10 protein-coding genes are annotated in these 19284 nt (G+C 45.2%); 9 read left to right on the top strand and 1 reads right to left on the bottom strand.

All coding sequences use genetic code 11. The features are described 5' to 3' along the window. Window positions 1-34: 34 nt before the first annotated feature. The 9 genes from IP510_RS05425 (at window position 35) to IP510_RS05385 (ending at window position 10291) form a co-directional block, all read left to right on the top strand. Entirely contained in the window at window positions 35-1747 is a 1713-nt protein-coding gene (locus IP510_RS05425) for a phosphoethanolamine transferase (protein WP_194363779.1), read from the top strand. A 56-nt stretch (window positions 1748-1803) separates the two neighbouring features. Continuing rightward, on the top strand, window positions 1804-2505 hold the full coding sequence (locus tag IP510_RS05420) for a response regulator transcription factor (RefSeq protein WP_194363778.1): 702 nt from the start codon (window positions 1804-1806) through the stop codon (window positions 2503-2505). 77 nt (window positions 2506-2582) lie between these two features. Further along, window positions 2583-3929, top strand: a complete 1347-nt coding sequence (locus IP510_RS05415; RefSeq protein WP_194363777.1) for a sensor histidine kinase — start codon at window positions 2583-2585, stop codon at window positions 3927-3929. Between the two features lie 176 nt (window positions 3930-4105). After that, the gene (locus IP510_RS05410; protein ID WP_227669521.1) at window positions 4106-4612 is read left to right on the top strand and encodes a diacylglycerol kinase; all 507 of its coding nucleotides are present in this window, start codon (window positions 4106-4108) and stop codon (window positions 4610-4612) included. Window positions 4613-4672: 60 nt separating this feature from the next. Continuing rightward, on the top strand, window positions 4673-5473 hold the full coding sequence (locus IP510_RS05405) for a PAP2 family lipid A phosphatase (RefSeq protein WP_194363776.1): 801 nt from the start codon (window positions 4673-4675) through the stop codon (window positions 5471-5473). A 219-nt stretch (window positions 5474-5692) separates the two neighbouring features. Next, window positions 5693-6304: a YceI family protein gene (locus IP510_RS05400; RefSeq protein WP_194363775.1), complete on the top strand. Its 612-nt coding sequence runs from the start codon at window positions 5693-5695 to the stop codon at window positions 6302-6304. Between the two features lie 102 nt (window positions 6305-6406). After that, window positions 6407-7822, top strand: coding sequence for a cytochrome c (locus IP510_RS05395; protein WP_227669520.1), 1416 nt, complete (start codon window positions 6407-6409; stop codon window positions 7820-7822). A gap of 81 nt (window positions 7823-7903) precedes the next feature. Then, complete coding sequence (locus IP510_RS05390) at window positions 7904-9505, top strand: flavin monoamine oxidase family protein (RefSeq protein ID WP_194363773.1); 1602 nt, start codon at window positions 7904-7906, stop codon at window positions 9503-9505. 159 nt (window positions 9506-9664) lie between these two features. Then, on the top strand, window positions 9665-10291 hold the full coding sequence (locus IP510_RS05385; protein ID WP_194363772.1) for a c-type cytochrome: 627 nt from the start codon (window positions 9665-9667) through the stop codon (window positions 10289-10291). Between the two features lie 170 nt (window positions 10292-10461). Here IP510_RS05385 and IP510_RS05380 read toward each other — a convergent pair whose 3' ends face one another. Further along, a complete protein-coding gene (locus tag IP510_RS05380) occupies window positions 10462-19263 on the bottom strand; it encodes a Calx-beta domain-containing protein (protein ID WP_227669518.1) in 8802 nt (2933 codons plus the stop codon). Window positions 19264-19284 lie beyond the last annotated feature (21 nt).

Below are 19284 nucleotides of genomic sequence, written 5' to 3'. Positions count from 1 at the left end.
GGCCCCTCCTACCATTCTGTTGAGAAATATGTGTATGTCAATATCTCAAGTCATCAAGACCAATGTGCTAAAAATCAGAGCACCCGATACCAATAAAAAAGACAACTATCTAAGCAAGCTCTACGGTCGCGAGGTGAATCTCAGTTATCTGCTGATCATCGTTGCCTTATATTTGGTGGCAACTGCCAATATTGGTTTTTTTGAGCAGGTATTAACTGTCTATCCATTTGGACAAAACATCGGCTTTATACTGTCGATTACAGGCTTATTATTTGGACTGATGTGGCTAGTATTACAGCTGCTTTGCTATCGCCCGATTGTCAAGCCAGTCTTAATTGTGCTGCTGATCACTGCCGCCATCTGTGGTTATTTTACCGATGCTTATGGGACCATATTTGACACCAACATGCTAATCAACAGTATGGAGACCGATCAAGCAGAGGCCATGGGGTTATTCGCACCTAGTATGGTCATTCGACTGCTGTTATTGGGCGTGTTACCGGCGTTTATTATTAGCAGAATTCATCTAAAGCGCTTTACTTGGCAACGCAGTATCCTACAAAAAACAGCCACGTTGATACTGTCTATCGCACTGATCGCGGCTTGTCTCCTACCGTTTGGTGATCAGTACGCCAGCTTCTTTCGTCAGCATAAAGAGGTGCGTTCTTATGCTAACCCGATCACGCCTATTTATTCTATGATAAAACTTGGTCAAAATTATGTCGATGAGCTGCGTCGTCCTGATACCTTTACGCTGCATGCGACAGATGCAAAGCGGGTCGCCCCTGCTAACAGTATTAATAACAGCGTCAAACCCAAACTGATGGTATTTGTGGTTGGTGAAACGGCTCGAGCGGATCACTTTGGTTTAAATGGCTATGCACGCAACACCACACCACTGCTCTCAAAACAATCAGACCTCTATAGCTTTAAAGATGCGGTTTCTTGCGGCACCTCTACTGCCTACTCTGTGCCCTGTATGTTCAGTTATGCAAATCAGGAAAGTTATGATATCGACACAGCCGAATACAATGAAAACGTACTCGATACCCTACATAAGCAAGGGGTTAATGTCGTCTGGCGAGACAACAACTCTAGCTCCAAAGGCGTGGCTGATCGTGTCACTTTTGAGGATTACAAATCATCAGACACCAACCCAAACTGTGATGTGGAGTGCCGAGATATCGGTATGCTCGATGGTTTTGATAAGCTTGTGACATCAGGCAGCTCACAGAATGACACGCCCAAAGACACGCTTATTTTATTGCATCAGATGGGCAATCATGGACCTGCCTACTATCAGCGCTACCCTAAGGCATTTGAAGAATATACACCGGTCTGCATGACCAACGAGCTCTCTAAATGTGATGCGCAGTCTGTGATAAATGGCTACGATAATGCCATTCGCTATACCGATTATTTTTTAAATAACGTGATTGATACTTTAAAACCTTATGAGCAAGATTATGATGTGGTGATGGTATATATTAGTGATCATGGAGAGAGCTTGGGTGAAAACAATATTTACTTGCATGGCCTACCCTATAAGTTTGCTCCAGATACCCAAAAACATGTGCCTGCGGTCATTTGGTCACCCAATAGCAATCATATCGATGCAGATAGCCTCTCTAGCATGGTAAATGCACCCGTGTCGCATGACTTTATCACACCGACATTGCTGACATTTTTTGGTATCACAACCGATGAAGTCAAAGCAGAACCAACGTTTTTTACCATGACGCATTAGATTCGTTTTTAGATCGCTTAGCCCTTATTATTCAGTCTTTTTAGGTAGTCACCCTCATGTATAAGATACTCGTTATTGAAGACAACCCCGATATCGTGGCCAATATTTATGCTTTTTTTGAGCCCAAGGGTTTTGAGTTGGACAACGCGCACAATGGCTATAGCGGACTCACACTGGCGGCAAACAATCGTTATGACGTGATATTGTTGGATGTGATGCTACCCGGCATGGATGGCACTAAGCTATGCAAAAAGCTCAGAGAAGAGTTGCATGATAAAACGCCTGTACTGATGCTCACAGCGCGCGATACGATTTCGGATAAAGTGGCAGGGTTTGATAGCGGTGCTGATGACTATTTGGTCAAACCCTTTTCATTGGTTGAGCTGGAGTGCCGTATTAAGGCGCTCATACGTCGCACCGACGACGATCACTTTATACACAGTATTGCTGTGGGTGCGCTATCGCTGAACAATAGTGAGCATACCATTATGCGCGAAGGCAACGCCCTCAAACTTACACCAACTGGGTTTAAAATACTACATATTCTAATGAATGCAGCACCTCGCGTCGTGAGTAAGACGGAAATCGAAGAAAAAGTATGGGGACAGGATATCCCTAGTAGTGATGCGCTACGCACCCATATGCATAGCGTGAGAGCACAGGTCGACAAACCATTCGATACGCCCATGATAATCACTGTGCCAGGTGTTGGTTACCAAGTGATAGATCCAAATAAATCAGAAAGCGCTATAGTATGACTAAAAGGATAGCACCTCATACGACTTGCTATCACTCACCATAACGACCGCCTACTTCTATTAAGTACCTCCATACTATGTTCAATATAGACTCGATAGCCAATAAGTTTCGACTGTCCTACTTCATCTTTGCTTTATTACTATGCGGTGCTTTTGTCAGCATTTTTTTGTACGCAGAAAGCCGAATAGAGCAGGATTTGGTCAAGGCTCGTCTGTTGCAGCAGCTTGATCTTAGTCAAGAAAAGTACGGCGATCAGCCTATTTATACTGCCGATCCAGGCATCAAGATTTACCGCTACGACGCTGCCCCCGCCAATCTACAAGCGATCGCAACTGACACCGTAAAAGAGACAGCGATCACTATCCATAAAGGGGAGAGTCAAACTCGTACCAACCTTCACCTGTTTGCGTATCAGCAAGGCGATCAAGCGTATATTTTGACCTACCTAGAAAACAATGAGATAGTGATGAAAAACTATCCTGTCTTGGCGATATTTGAGCATTTAGAAGACATATTTGCCGATACGCTCAGAGTCGCTGTGGTCTTGAGCTTATTGATTGCGGCGATCTTTTCTCAGTTGTCCGCCAAACAAATCATCAAACCTCTACTGGACTTAAAACAAGCCGTCGAAACCGATCATAAAAACTTAACGGAGCTGACGCACTTGCCTTCTGAGGTCGGCGTATTGGCACGAGCCATCGATGAAAAAAACCATAAACTAGAGCAATACCTCAAACGCGAGCAGCTGTTCACAGGTGATGTCAGTCATGAACTGCGCACGCCGCTGACCATCATTATGGGTGCCTCTGAAGTGCTGGCATCACAGTTGGCAGCAGACAGCCACCTAAACGAATTTACCAATCGTATCAGTAATACGGCAAAAGAAACCTCTGAGATTATCACCGCCTTGCTATTGCTATCACGCGCGCCCGAAAAGTTAGATGCACCGCAAACCTCTATTAATAGCATTGCGGTAGCCGAAGTGCAGCGACTGAATTATTTGCTGCGCTATAAGACCGTCACTTGTCAGGTCATCGCTGAGCAAGAATATAGCGCTTATGTGCGACCTGAGCTCCTAAAAATGGCATTGGGCAATTTGATAAAAAATGCATTTCAGTACACCGATGATGGTGAGGTAATCGTGACTATTGATGACCAAAAAATCACGGTAACGGATACAGGACTCGGCATACCTGAGGTAATGATGCCTTTATTATATGAGCGGTTTGAGCGATTAACGCATGAATATCGAGACGAGGGGACAGGCACAACATTGTCGCCAGAGCATGATATCAATCACAAAGTTGAAGGCTCAGGTCTAGGGCTCAGTATCGTACAGCGCATCATGTCACATATGGGCTGGCAACTAACGCATCAAGCCAACTCATCAGGTGGCAGCACCTTTAGTATTTATTATAAGTAACCATCTCATTTCTCTATATGTGGCGATTACCATCATTTATCTCACTTGTTTTTGATCTCTTAACGCTTTCTTAATCTCTCTCGTCTTATACTCAAACGATATTGATTTGGTGTGACTGTCTGTTCAATCACCCAAAACCAATGTGGCTTGATATTCACAGACCATTGAGAATGCATATGAATCAAATCACTCCTATGACGATTATCAGTAAAAACGGGACAGCTGATCACAGCCCAGAACAGCGCAGTCGCATCGAAACTGTTCATATTGAACAAACAGCTCTCAATGATGGGCTAGCACCTGATAGTTTTGCCAGTCATGCCAAAGGTAACACCGGTCTTTATCGCATTATAAAAGCCGCCAGTTACTCTCTAGATGGGTTCAGAGCGGCCTACAAATTTGAGGCCGCTTTTAGGCAAGTGGTTTGGCTCAATCTTGCACTGCTGGCGGCGGTCATCGTCATGCCTTTTGCGCTTGGTATAAAGATGATGCTCGTCGTCGCTTCTTTTTTATCTTTGATTGTCGAGCTGCTCAACACCGGTATCGAAGCCTGTGTCGACCATACCTCAACCGCCAAGCATCCTCTCGCAAAAATCGCCAAAGATGTCGGTTCTGCTGCGCAATTTTTGGCATTGGGTCTCTTGACTGTCTTATGGTTAATGGCGCTGTCTGTCTTTTTATAGTAGCGCGCAGTGAATATGCTAGCATTTATCACCACTCAATATACGTTATCAGGTGTCTCAATGACTTTAGAAAATCACTCAACGACTTGGGACTGGCTAAAATTACTGTGCGTGACCCTCATCGCCACATTGATTTTTGAGCATAGCCAGTTAGACATACGCATCAGCGCGCTTTTTTATACCAATGGTCACTGGCTATTAGAAAAAGGCGCGCAGCCTTATGCCTTTATTTTTTATGATTTACCTAAAGCGTTGCTGATTCTACTGGCTGTATATTTGATAGTCGTTCTAATCGTTAAGTATAGACAACCCTTGCCTGAGATGGCCTCAAAGCAGCGCAAGACAATTGACCCATTTTTGATTCCTTTACCCGTTCGTGAGATTGGCTATCTACTGATTATATTGGCAATTGTCCCAGCAACCATTGCCACGCTCAAAGGTGTCACTCATGTCAGCTGCCCAAATGACTTGGTTATGTTCAATGGTGACTTGCCTTATCTCAACCTTTGGCAAAACATCATGGCAGCAACGCCAGCCAGATGCTTTCCAGCGGCACATGCCAGCGCAGGATTTTCTTTATATGGCTTGGCGTTTTTACCGACGCTAAGAAAATACCGCTATCAAATATTGACATCAGTCACGGTCTTAGGATGGACAATGGGACTGTATAAGATGCTGTTTGGTGACCATTTCTTTAGTCATACGTTGGTCTCTATGCTGCTGTCATTAACTATCGCCTGCGCGCTCGCCTCTTTTTTCTTTAGAGACTCGATAATGAAAAAAGCCAAAAATGCCGATATCAACACCAATAAAAACCGTTCCGACAGTAGCTTGCCTGACGTTGAACCAGTCAACACTTAGACGCTTATATATTTAAATGATTAGTTAACATCAGTATTTAGAGCAAGCGTTCAGATAGAGTTGAAATAGCCAGCTATCTATTTACCAAAAAAGTACTACTAAGTATTTGAAAAATAATGTATAAATAATTAATAATCACAGGGTTATTATTAAGCAAACGCACGGATAGCAATTGTTAATAAAACGCTCTATATCATTAGTCTACAAAGGAATGTAGCTATGCACCCCTCATGCATTGGACAAAAATTCCCGCATATCTACTCCTTGTCGATTATCCCATTACTGCTTGTCAGCACTATAGGTGATGGTCATGCCGCCAGTTATGCCATCAATCCTACCAGTACCCACATAAGATTTGCGATTGAACGCTTTAAAACCTCTACTACTACTGGTGGCTTTTATGATATCAAAGGTCAATTACAATACGACCCAATGCTAAGAACAGGCGACATCTCATTAATCATACCGATAGACTCCCTCAATACCGGCAACTCCTCTTTTAATAACAGCCTGACAGGGCCTGATTTTTTTGATGCAAAAAAGTTTCCCTCGGCGCGATTTAAGTCGACGAAATGGTATTTTAATCAAGATAAAAAGCCACAGGTAACGCGAGTAGATGGTCAACTGACATTGCATGGTGAGACCCACCCTATTAGCCTGGCTGCCACTAAGTTCGAATGTGACACAAATCCCAGTCTCAAAAAAGAAGTATGCGGCGGCAATTTTACCGCGACGCTTGATCGTACCAAATGGAATATAAACAAATTTGTCTGGTTTGGATTGACCAAAAACCTGAACTTAAATATTAAAGTCGAAGCCGCCAGCCAGTAGCGATTTTAATATTGCAACATTGTTTTTTGATAGTAACCAGTCGCGATTTGCAGAGTGCTCAAAAAGGGAATAGCAATGATTAATCAGCACCATAAGGACATTATGAAGCCACTTTCTGCAGTAATGCCAGCGCGGTCATTTTCTCTAGCCCTGACACTAACATTGGGGCTTAGCGCAACCTCTACGATAGCAATGGCAGATACGGTCAGTCTTCCAATAAACACTTTGCCCAGTCGAATAAGCCTACCCAATGTCAGTCCTGCTAATAGTGCGCTTGCCAACCGCGGTGCTTATGTAGCCCGTACCGCTGACTGTATGGCTTGTCACCGTGAAGACTACAGTGGTGGCGTACCGATTGAAACACCTATCGGCAATATCTACTCGACCAATATCACACCGTCGACACGCTATGGTATTGGCAGCTATACTGAGGCAAATTTTAAAAAAGCCTTACGCAAAGGCCGTGCCCCAAATCATCAGATATATCCTGCCATGCCCTATCCGTCTTATCACGGTATGACAGATGAAGACATAAGTGCCTTATTCGCTTATTTTCAGACAGTACCTATCGTAGATAAACCACCTGAAAAAACCACGCGCCTGCCTTTCCCATTAAATATCAGAAGCCTCATGCTGGCATGGAATGTCATCAATGTGCCGTCTACCGAAAACCGCTCAGGCCTGACCCAAACCCAGCAGCGCGGTGAGTATCTGGTCAATAATCTAGAGCACTGCGGCACTTGTCATACTCCGCGTAACTTGACCCAAGGGCTCGATAAAGACCGCTACTTATCAGGTGCACCGCTTGGCAAATGGTTTGCACCAAACATCACACCTGACAACGACACAGGTATCGGTCTTTGGAGCGAGATGGATATTGTGACCTACCTGCGTACAGGCATGCTTGATAAGCGCGCTTATGCGGGTGGGCCAATGGCAGAAGCGGTAGCGCATAGCACGCGCTATCTCACTGATGAGGATCTGATCGCGATGGCATCGTTTCTAAAAGTCGTCCCAGCCATCAAGACGGATGATTACCTAATACCAGTCAATGTGGCTCGCCTACCACAGCCAGTCAGCAACTCCATTACTTACAATTTGCTAGAGCAAAAAGACTATTTAGCTAAGGCAAAAGCCAATACGTCTCATGTCACTATTAGTCAAAACAGCAGTAAAAACAGCAGAATGGAAAATAGTAATTCATCAAAATCTTTATATTTAGCTCATTGTGCCAGTTGTCATGGCGTCGATGGTTACGCTCAGCCAGATGCCCGCTATGCCTCTATTGTGGGTTTGAGTAGCATCCGCCGCGCAAAACCTGATGCGCTCATTGGCGTGATTGCATTTGGCGCAAAAGGCGCATTTAACACAGCACCAAAAATGCCCGGCTTCTCAAAAGACTTAAGCCACGCGCAGATTGCTAGCATCACCAACTATGTACGAGTGACGTTTGGCGGTCTGCCAAGCAGCAATGTCAGCGCAGCGGATGTGACCCGCGTGATAAAAGAAAAAAGCTAGCTATAAAACTAATTATAAAAAATATGCCCTAATCTTTGCCTTTTATCATATTGCAAAGACCAGCACGATGAGGATAATCATATGAATGACCTGCTTCAATCCCCCACACGGCGGCAACTGCTCTCCATGATCGGCAAGACGGCAGGCGCAACCGCGATGTATCAAGCGATGACCACGTTGGGGTTTGCCTCCGAGTCGAGCTTTCAGCAAGAAATGATGCTCAAAGGCGCACCAGCTGGTGCCAGCATCGTGATTTTGGGCGCAGGATTGAGCGGTCTTACTGCTGCTTATGAGCTACGTAAAGCGGGCTATAAAGTGACTGTACTCGAATATCAAAACCGTGGCGGTGGACGTAGCTGGACACTCAATAGTGGTGACAAATATACAGAACTGGGCGGTGCGACGGTCACTTGTGACTTCAAAAAAGGCAATTACTTTAATGGCGGGCCGTGGCGATTGCCCGTGCATCATTACGCGGTCTTTCACTACTGTAAGAAGTTCGGTGTGGCATTGCAGCCCTTTATCCAGACCAATGACCGCGCGTATCTGCATCGTACCAACCACTTCGATGGTGCACCGCAGCGCTTAGGCGAAGTACAGAGCGATATTCGCGGTTATGTGTCAGAGTTATTATCCAAAGCCGTGAACAAAGGCAGTCTCGATAGTACGGTCAATAAAGAAGACAAAGAAAAACTACTCGAAGGCCTCAAAGGCTGGGGCGTGCTAGATACCAATTACCGTTACGTCAAAAGCTCTGAAACTGGTAAGCATCGCGGCTATAGCGTATACCCTGGTGGTGGTTTGATGCCGGATGCCAAGCCATCAACGCCTATACCGATGGATAAATTATTAGACTCTGGCATGTGGTCAGATATCTATACAAACTATACCGTCCATGTCCATCAACCAGCGATGTTTCAGCCGGTCGGTGGTATGGGGAAAATTGGTGATGCATTCACGCGCGAGTGCCGCGATATGATCACATTCAATGCCAAAGTCACCAAAATCAATCAAGACGAGACAGACGTTACCATTGACTATATCGATAGCAGTAGCCCTAATAGTGCTACCAAAACCGTGCGCGCGGACTGGTGCATTTGTACCATTCCTCTGTCGATATTGACGCAAATCGATATCAACGTCTCCGCGCCAATGAAGCAAGCGATGGCAGCCGTCCCTTATGAGAGCTCTTATAAAGTGGGTTTGGAATTCAATCGGCGGTTCTGGGAAGAGGATGAATGGATCTATGGCGGCATCAGCTATACCGACATGCCCATCTCGCAAATCTCCTACCCGTCACAAGATATGTTTACCACCGGCTCAGGCGTGCTACTTGGTGCCTATGGGTTTGGAGAAGCTTCCTATAAATTTAACTCGTTGACACCCAAAGAGCGGATCAATGCAGCTCTCGCCTACGGCAAACGTATCCATCCGCAATATACCAAAGAGTTCCGCACTGGCACCTCAGTCGCATGGCACCGTATCCCTTGGTCGCTTGGCTGCTACGGTATCTGGAGCGAGTCCAGTCGTGAGCAGTACTACGAGACACTCTGCGAGATAGACCACCGGATTGTGTTAGCAGGTGAGCACTGCTCGCATATTCCTGCATGGCAAGAGGGCGCAATACTATCTGGCATGGATGCTGCCAAACGCTTACATCAAAAGGCCAAAAAACTTGGATAGCCAGCTTTTGGATAATGAGCTTTGAATAATAACTCTGCCGTTCAAGCAAGGATGATAATAATGAGAGTAAGGACATTAGGCATATCGCGAGAAACTATAAACATCGTGACATCAAATTCAATCAAACCATTTAGCCCACTCAGCTCAGGCAAAGCGATAATGACGCTCATTGTTAGTGGGTCGATAGCGTTAACAACGTTGTCAGGCTGTAGTCAATATAAGGTGGAGAACGTCGTCACCATTGCCAGTCAGCAAACAGCGCCAATGGTATTTGACAACCGTTTTGACAATCAAGCCAGTCGCAATCAGGGCGCATGGGGCGGTGTCTATATGTCAAAACAAGCATTGGCGAAACCCACCAGCAATATCGTCGATGTAGACTCAATACCAAAAATGCTCGATGACGCCAGCCTGCAACAGTGGCTTACTAAGTTTGAAGGCAGTACACAAGGTAAAACGGGATTTTTGACCACCAATGGCAAAAAGCTCTACGATGATTCTTGTGCTGGTTGTCATATGCAAAAAGGTGAAGGTGCACAAGGCGCTGGCTACTATCCACCGCTTGCTAACAACAGCAAGATGCAATCAAAGTATTATATTATCAGTGTCGTTATCAATGGCCTGCGCGGTATGCCCTCTTTTCATCGTATGATGAATGACGAACAAATAGCAGCCGTCACACAATACGTGCATAGCGATTTAAATACCTTCACGGATATAGTGACTGCTGCTAATGTTGCGCAATTACGTCATGAGTTTCCACCAAGCGCTGATCCTAGTGAATAAACGAGTCTGTTGAGTTTTTCAGATACGATATTTGCAGAGCAAATATCAGCTTATATATCAAAACACATCTAAAAAAGCCATGATATTGAAGCCAAAAAAAACGCCACTGGATTCAATCCAATGGCGTTTTATGTAAGATAAAGGTCAAATTCTATACTAGACGATTGACCCTATAGAATGGTCGTAGTGATATCAGTCTGTATGAGCAGATCATGAGTACCATTGGTATCAGAGAAGCTATAAACGTTATAGCTGACGCCACTTTGGCTCGTAGTACCATTGCTAGTCCATTCATTGGTCAGTGTCACTGAATCACCATTAATACCGCCATCGCCCTTGATGATTAAATCTTTATCAGTCATGACCGTATCACTAATGATATCCAGCACATCACTGGTCGACAGATTGGTTAGTGACTGAGCACCATTGCCTGTCATATCGATAACTTCAATACTTTCAAACTTGGTTGCATCAAAAGTGCCAAAGTCGATTGTCGTTCCTGAAACGTTAATAAGCAAAGTGTCACTGCCATCGCCACCATTGATGATTAGGTCGTCGGCGTCAAATACTATCGTATCGTTACCCGCTCCAGCATCAATCGTATCTGCACCTACACCGCCACCTATCGTGTCATTACCAGCACCACCATTAATAACATCATCACCTGCGCCGCCATTAATAGTATCGTTACCCTCGCCGCCATCAATCGTATCAACACCAGCACCGCCGTTGAGGATATCGTTACCTGCACCGCCACTAATCGTGTCATCACCACCGCCACCAGTAATGGTATCGTTACCGGCATTGCCAGTTAAAACATCATCGCCAGCATCGCCATTCAGGGTATCGTTACCGCTACCACCGATAAAGGTGTCATTACCGTCGCCACCAGAGTATTTGAGTGCCGCGGTTTGATTGACTGAAATCAAGACATCATCTTCAGGTGTTCCTGCGAAAACCAATGTCGAACCAACGTTAACAGGTAGAGCTGCTGCTGCAGTGGTCAAGCTATCGCCATTTGCCGTTTCAACCGTTTGTAGGCTGATCTGTAGTGTACCTATATATGGTACGGCTGATTTCACAAGCAATTCATTCAACTGATCTGGTGTGACGCCTATAATGGTATAAGTGCCAGTGCCAGTAACCTCATCAAAATTAAACGTAACATTGTTTATAGCAGTGCCACTTTTGGTTTTCACATCGAGCACATTACCATACAGGTTAGTGCCCGTCAGTATTACATTAACCGTTTCGCTGCCATCAATATCGACCATAGCCGCGTTTAAGTTAAGAGCTGTCCACTTGCCTTGAGAGCCAATCACAGGGCTAGGACTGAACTCAATAGCATCAGCAACTGGCGTCACATCAAGCGTCACTATAAGCGGAGAACTCACTACACCGCTATCACTAATCACGCTCATCTCAATACCCGTGATGACACCGCTTTCATTTTCTGGCGCCGAAATAAAGATGTTATCCGTGCCAGCCAGCAGTTTGCTCGCATCGATTGACCATGAATTATTGTTAGCATTAGTTGCTGAAACACCATTGTTGCTGGCTAAAACTAGGTCTCCTAACGCATTGGCGTAATACACCAAGTAGCCATTAGGGACTTCATCCAGAGTAATGGCTGCCGCCGTATCGTTTTCATCTACTTGGTCTATCTGATAAGGTATGGCTATTAGGGTATCTTCATCACCCGTAGCAGTCACTGTTAATGGTTCATTGTCTCCATCATTATTATTGCTCCCGATGATACTGAGTGCATCTGGCTGCGCTGTAACGGTGACATCATAACTATGCTGATACGGGATGATAGCACCATCAGCCGTTCCAGAAACATTGGTCACTTCTTTGTGATCCGCATTTACAGTGATGGTGGCACTACCATCAGCATTCGCAGCAGGGGTATATTGAACAGTGACGCTATCAGGAGGATTAACTAAGTCTCCTGCGCCATTGTTTAGATCGATTATATAATCACCGTTATTATCTGGTGTCAACATTGTACCATTATATTCTAATGTGCCAACGCCGCCTGATCCTGTCGTTAATCCTGTTTCATCAATCTTAATATACAACTTACCATCAACTAATGACACATAGTCACCGTCTGCACTGTTGGTGAGATCAATGACAATATCCACTGCTATATCTTCATCGGTTGAAACGACTGAAACCTGACCATCGTTATCAAAGGCATCAGTGACGGGTTTGATTTCAACTTTAACATCCTCAATTTTGAGATTGTCATCTAAACCTTGATCATTCAAGGCCGTAAATTCAACATTGAAGACAAGCTCTTGACCGTCTTCATTGGTGCTAAAGTCAGCAGGTGGCGTCAGTGTTACTGCTGCTAGTGCTTGATTAGGCGTTAAATTAGCGCTCGCCTCCACACTGATAATCCATTGGCCTGCAATTTTCTGCACCTGCACGTCTGGATTGCTACTGGTCAATACCGTGTCATCTGGTAGGTCAGTCAATGTGAAGCTATAAGCACTCACTGCACTTGCAGGGTCGGAGTTTAACGTCGCATTGATTAAATTAGACAGTACAATAGGCGCATCTTCTGGCTGAGGTACCGAGGTGACTGTCAGCGTATTGATCAAGTCTGGATCTTCAGGGTCTATACCAGTACCTATTCTTGCTAGCGTAAGTTCAAATACTTGGCTATCACTTGCTTCACTACCGTCAATACCCTGCCCGTTAATATCTTGGTTAAAACCAACCACCGTAATGTCATAGGTGTCTGGAATTATATTAACTATATTAATATCTCTGATGAACACCAACTCATACTCTGGTGCTACACCTGTTATCGCAGTATCTGGGACATCCACATACCAAGTAGTACCAGCCAATATACCGCCTTCTACTCGAATACCGGCCGGCACGTTGCTGATTTCTAGACGGGTAAAGCTTTCTGAGCCATCTTGGTCAGGTGAGGTTAATGAAACTGTGACCGAGGCTGTGTCATTTGAGCCCCCATTGTCGATAGTGTTATTAGGAGCCGTGTCCCCTGTCAATGTTATAGGCGTCAATGTTAGAGTCGGTTGGTCAGTAACGGCTTGGAAAGTAACATTTATCTGATTGCCAGTAATGACTGCTGACGTAGTGGTGACAGTTGAACCATCTGGTAATGTGGTCGTGTCAGTATATGTGTAGCCAAAAGGTATGGTGACTGTAGTGTCTAGGTGTTCCACGCCATACATGACTTCTACTTTATCAGTAGCGTCAAAGACATAGTCTTGATTTGTTAACTGCTCTGTGACCAATACTTTATTTTCATCAGAATAGTCCACATCAGTAAGATCTCCATAAACAGTGACCGTACCATCAGCCTCTGTCACTTTTAACATAAGGCCATCACGGATAAGGCCATTACTGGGAATGTCATTACGGATAAGATCTTGCCCTTTAATAACCACACTCTTAAGTGATTCTTGACCTGTCGTGAGCGTACCCTGATCATTCGTAGTGAATGCTGCAACGAAGTTTATCGTTGCCCACACATCCTCTGTCGTCAGCACTTGTGGGTTAACCTCTACACTATCAGCAGCATCAGGTGTTATTAGAACAGATACATTTTGGGTACCATGAGTGACACTGTCACCAGAGATGGTTTCGGTCGTGGTTCCGATGATGGTAAAATCGATCTCACCAGCAAAGTGTTCAGGGGTGACCAGTTTTGCTGTATCATTTTTGAGTGCATCTAAAGATACAGACCAGCTACGCGTAGGCCCACTACCGCCTAAGAACACGGCGCCTGTAATATCAAACCCTATTGGCAAACCAGTCACTTTATAAGTGACTTGTTCGGCAGTAGGTACATCAACATCATAAGCGGTAATGTTGGCCGTGTCAGAGAAGAACTTTGATAACGCGATATTACCAGCATCTTCAGCACCTACATAAGTGTAATCCTTAGTGGTTGCTTGGCCATCAGCAGTTACTACTGCAGCTGTTTCAGTGGCTAAGGTATCATTTAATATAAGATCCGCCTTGCCGATAACAGTAACAGGCAAGTTAAGTATGGCGCTAGATGCACTGATATCACCATCACTCTCTTCACTCACTGCTGACACTTTCAGATTGACCGTACCACTGTAGTTTTCAGGCGGTACAAAGTATAGATTGGTCACATCATTGGTATAATCTGATATTGTCACCGTGCCACTACTGGTATTTAATTCAGTAATAGTGCCATTGTCATCGACATATAGCTTTGCGCCTACTGGAATATCTGCAATGGTCACGTTATAAGTCTCAGACCCATCATCATCACGTGAGCTTGGGCGAATTTGTAGCGCAATACCATTCGTCGGATTAATTACAGCAGTCGATGACCCGTCACGCATATTGCCACCAGCGAGTGCTTGATCTTCATTACCGTAAGCTGGGTCGACGCCTAGTGAAACATTATCAGCCACACCTACCACTTTAAAGGTCAGATAGCTCTCACCACTGATGGCCTCGACCTCAAGGCCTGTATCTTCATCATAATCTATGGTTTTGGCTTCTACTTTGACCGCTGTCTCAGTATCAGCGGCAAGTTTTAAAATGTTGAAAAGGTTGAAGTCGCTATAGTCTTCTGGCGAGATGACCATCACACTATTAAGATAGGCGGCTGGAATATCAACACCAGTGCCACTATCGGTAAGAGTAATAGTGTTAGTACCATCACTATAAGTAAAGACCGCGCCTCCGACTGCCTCAAAGCCGCTAGTATTTTTATAACCAAACGTTAGGTGAGCGTAAGTCTGCTCAGAATCCTGAGGATTATTCGTATGACTTTCTTGTCCAAAGTCGACCGTATCGTCTTGGTTTTCCCAATCATCACGCAATCTAAATGCACCATCAACACCAAGGCTAAAGGCAATTTCTTCTTGTGCAACATTCGTGTATGCATGGTCTGGATTGATGGTTAGATCGTCTATGCCATCACCATCAATATCTTCACCAACTTTCTCAGCCACTGGGGTAATCGTGACCGTTTGGGTTAACGTTGTTGTTGTACTGATAGAGACAGCACCTAAACCTCCGTCATCATCCAAGTCTAAACTTGTCACATCAAAATCAATGGCAGTATCTGTTGAAGATTGCGCAAGTGGCGTGAGCGATAAACCACTTAAGTTGGAAGTGTCCGTAATAGTAATAATAGATGCAGGAGTTCCATCACCTACTTGCGTAGTGCTACCGTCGCTATAAGTCCAGCCTACTGGCAAGATAAACCGAATCGTAGAGATGACTTCTTGAGTGATATTGCTCGACTGATTATCCAACACTTGGAAGTTGAATTGGTCAAACGTGATTGCCGTATCTTCAATAGTGGCAACATCGTTCGCAGTTACTTGCCCAGCCACAGGCGTCACGGTCATATCTACCGTCACCGTACTGATCAGTTCAACCGTTTTGTTTCTTGGGGTCGAGTCAGTATCATGGTCTTGGGTGTATAGAGACACCTTGATATCTTTCATATCGAGTGAATTATAGATGGCTGATTTGATACTGATCTTCGGCTCTGAGCCGCTACTCACAGCCAGTGTAGTCGATGTAGGTAAAGTGGCATTTACACCGATCAATACTTCACCGCTACTGTTAGCAGTGTATTCAGTGACGGTGTTACTGCCCGCAGGTGTGAATGATATGACCGCATCTGGCTGTAAGCCACTAATAACAAACCCATAAGTCTCGCGATTATTGCCACCGCCTACCAAGTCACCAAATGCAGTAGTAATTGGTAAGGAAACCGAGTCGCCCTCTTGGGCACTAACAGTATAAGTACTACCAGACACAACTCCTGTATCACCTACCACTGTAGTATAGCCAAAGGTACTGACATCATCGCCCGCAGCATTATTGCTACTGCTGTCGGTCACTGCTTGCACGTCAACCTTTATCGTTGTGCTAGATGCAGCGCCTGCCACCCCTGAAACGATAGCACCTGTGCTATCGACTTCATACTCTGTCACTGCCATGCCAATAGTGATATTGGCGGCATTATCTTCAGGTGGTGTTAGTTTGATCGCTTCAAATTCAGCCCTTGTCATGGTGATAGTCGACGCATCTTGGCCTAGTGGATTAACAACAGTGGGGCCATCACTCAATAAAATCGTAATCGTTTGATTGACAGTGGTCGTCGTAATACTGCCACTAACATAATCTAACGTCACACCTCTAGGTATGCCAGTTAGGGTAATCAAGCCAATACGCTCAGGGCTGTCATCTGTATTTGCCGTGAGATCATTGGCATCGTTAATGATAGGTGCTTTTAGCCCTAGTAACACAGCGGTATCTTCGTTCGTTGTCACTGATACGGCTGATAAAGTAGGCGCATCTGAGACTGGCGTCACAGTAATATCAAGCGTCTCAGAACCCGATGATCGGTTAGGATTACCGACTGGCAAGCCGTTTGACACATTGGCCGTAATGGTAGGGATAGTGCCACTATAATTGGCAGTTGGGGTAAAGATGTAGCTGCCGTCACTATTCATAGTGATTTGACCCACTATATTTCCATCTATTGTAATGTCGGTTGCAGTATTAGTACCTGCTGTGACTAAGACGGTGGAGCCATTAACCTCATAACTCTCGATCGTCAGCATCTCTCCAATATCAGGATCATCATTATCATTGGTAAAGATATTGCCAGTGAGTGTGCCGTCTTCGAGCATTGTCTCACTATCATCAACAAGGTCAATGCCATCGTTTGTACCTGTAATCGTCACTTGGATATAACGAATCGCACTGGCGCTGAGTTGATTACCATTAGCAGCAGTCGTGACCCCTTCATTATCATTGACTTGTACAGCATAGCGAATCGTTACCGTCTCACCAGGCGGAATAAAGTCAAGCGCAGTAGAAGAAGCATTGATATTCCAACTCGCCTCATTAGTAGACGTTGACGGTTGATTTACGCTAAATATATTTTCTAGTGCCACTTGTTGGTCTGCTGTTAATGACGTCAATGCGGTATTCGAACCAAAGGTAAAGATGTTTTGGTTCGTTAGATAACTGAGCGTTAACTCATTGCTGGTGTCCACATCAGTAAAGTTGATGGTACCTGTTTGCGTAATGACAGAGGCATCTGTTTGCTCTGTGATTTGTCTGCTGTCTATGACACCATTTACGCTGGCACCATTGGTGATTTTTGGCTGGTCATTGGTACCCGTAATAGTGATGGTCAGCGTTGAGTTTGCTAACTCACCATCTTGGTCTCTAAAGCTATAGGTAAACGTCTCCGTCAACGTCTCACCTATTGCCAGCGCTTGTACGTCCGTATTGCCATTGCTGAGCGCGTAATTGTAAGTACCGTCTGGGTTTTTAGTGATACTACCATAGCTTGCAAACTCTGTACCCCAAGTGAAGCTTTGAGTCGGTGTGTTGCCCAAATTATCATTGGTTAACACGTTACCAGAATTTGAACCAACGCTCACATCTTCGGTTAGCGTTAGTGTGTCTGCTACTCCTACCGGCACGATATTATCATTCACACCGCCTGGGGTCGTACCATCGGTCGTACCATCATCATAGATCGTAGTGTTCACTGTATTGTTCACAGGATCAATAGTCACATTACCTGTCGATACTGGTGCAATACTCGAAATGCTAACAGTAAAGTTCTCAGGGCCTTCAAAATTTGTGTCATCAATTAATGGCACGGTAATGTTGACTGATGTTTGGCCGGCTGGAATAGTGACCACTTGGGTAACAGGAGCGATGTAATCTGTACCATTACCAGTTGCAGAGCCTGCAGCAATACTGACGACGACACTAGTATCAAGGGCGCTTGGATTACTTAAGCTGACCGTATAGGTAGCCGTGTTTGCCGACCCATTGGCGGCGGTTTCACTTAGGTTTTCTGTCCCTGCGATGCTGACCACTGGTTTGTCGCCATCGGTAGTGCTGCCATCATTAGGATTACCATTATCTTCATCAAGCACGGTACCTATGGCACTGGCATTACTGCCAACAGTGGCATTGGACGCATTGCTGATCGTAAGTACGATATTTTCTGATTGCTCATAAATATTGTCATCAATCACAGTGACTGTAATAGCAGGTGCGCTCGTGCTACCTGCTGGTATCTTGACACTATCGCCATTCGTGAGAAAGTTTTGAATATCGGTAGTATTGTTCAGAGTGGTCATTGCACCAGTGGCATCTGTATAGCTGATGCTAGCAATATCAGTAGCGATTAGGGTGCTGCTGCCTAAGCTGACCTTAACAGTGGTATCAAAATTACTGAGGTTATTCTGAGCCACAGTAAAGACTAAGGTATTGTCTACCCCCTCAACCGCTTGAGCATCAGTGGCAGTAATACCAACGACGGGCTTGTCGCCATCGAGCTCATCATTCACATCATCTGGGTTGTTCGGGTTGTTGGTGTTATTAACGCGCTGGTCTTCATCAAGGATGACACCAGTTGCAGTACCTGTACCAACAGTGGCAGGCGTTGGACTGTTTGTAGGTATGGCAATGTTAAGCACAAGGTTCTCTGAGCGCTCATACACCACATCATCAATCACAGTGACCGTAATGGCAGGTGCACTGAGGCTGCCTGCCGGTATGTTGACCGTTGCGCCATCCGCTAGGAAGGTTTGGATGTCAGACAGTTTGTCTAGCGTCACCAAACCCCCTGCGGCATTGGTGTAGCTGATACTGGCAATGTCCGCCGCTTCAACGGTGTTGTTACCATCCAAGCTTACGTTAACAGTGGTGTCAAGGTTGCTGAGGTTGGTCTGAGTCACGCTAAAGATGAGGGTGTTGTCCACTCCTTCAATCGCTTGAGCGTCGGTTGCGCTAATGCTGACCACAGGCGCATCCGTTGCGCCGCCGTTTTCATCTAAGATGGCACCGGTCGCACTGATCGTCCCTAAGGTCGAATTGACTGGGCCCGATAGGCTCATGCCAAGGGTTTCTGATATCTCGTATATCGCATCTTGCGTTGGGGTGATGGTAAAGCTTGGCATGTTAGCAAGTTCAGTGCCTGC

It is taken from the genome of Psychrobacter sp. NG254, from assembly GCF_015277735.1.
GTDB lineage: Bacteria > Pseudomonadota > Gammaproteobacteria > Pseudomonadales > Moraxellaceae > Psychrobacter.
Note: the sequence above shows the minus strand (reverse complement) of the source record. Positions and strands in the feature narration are given on the sequence as shown.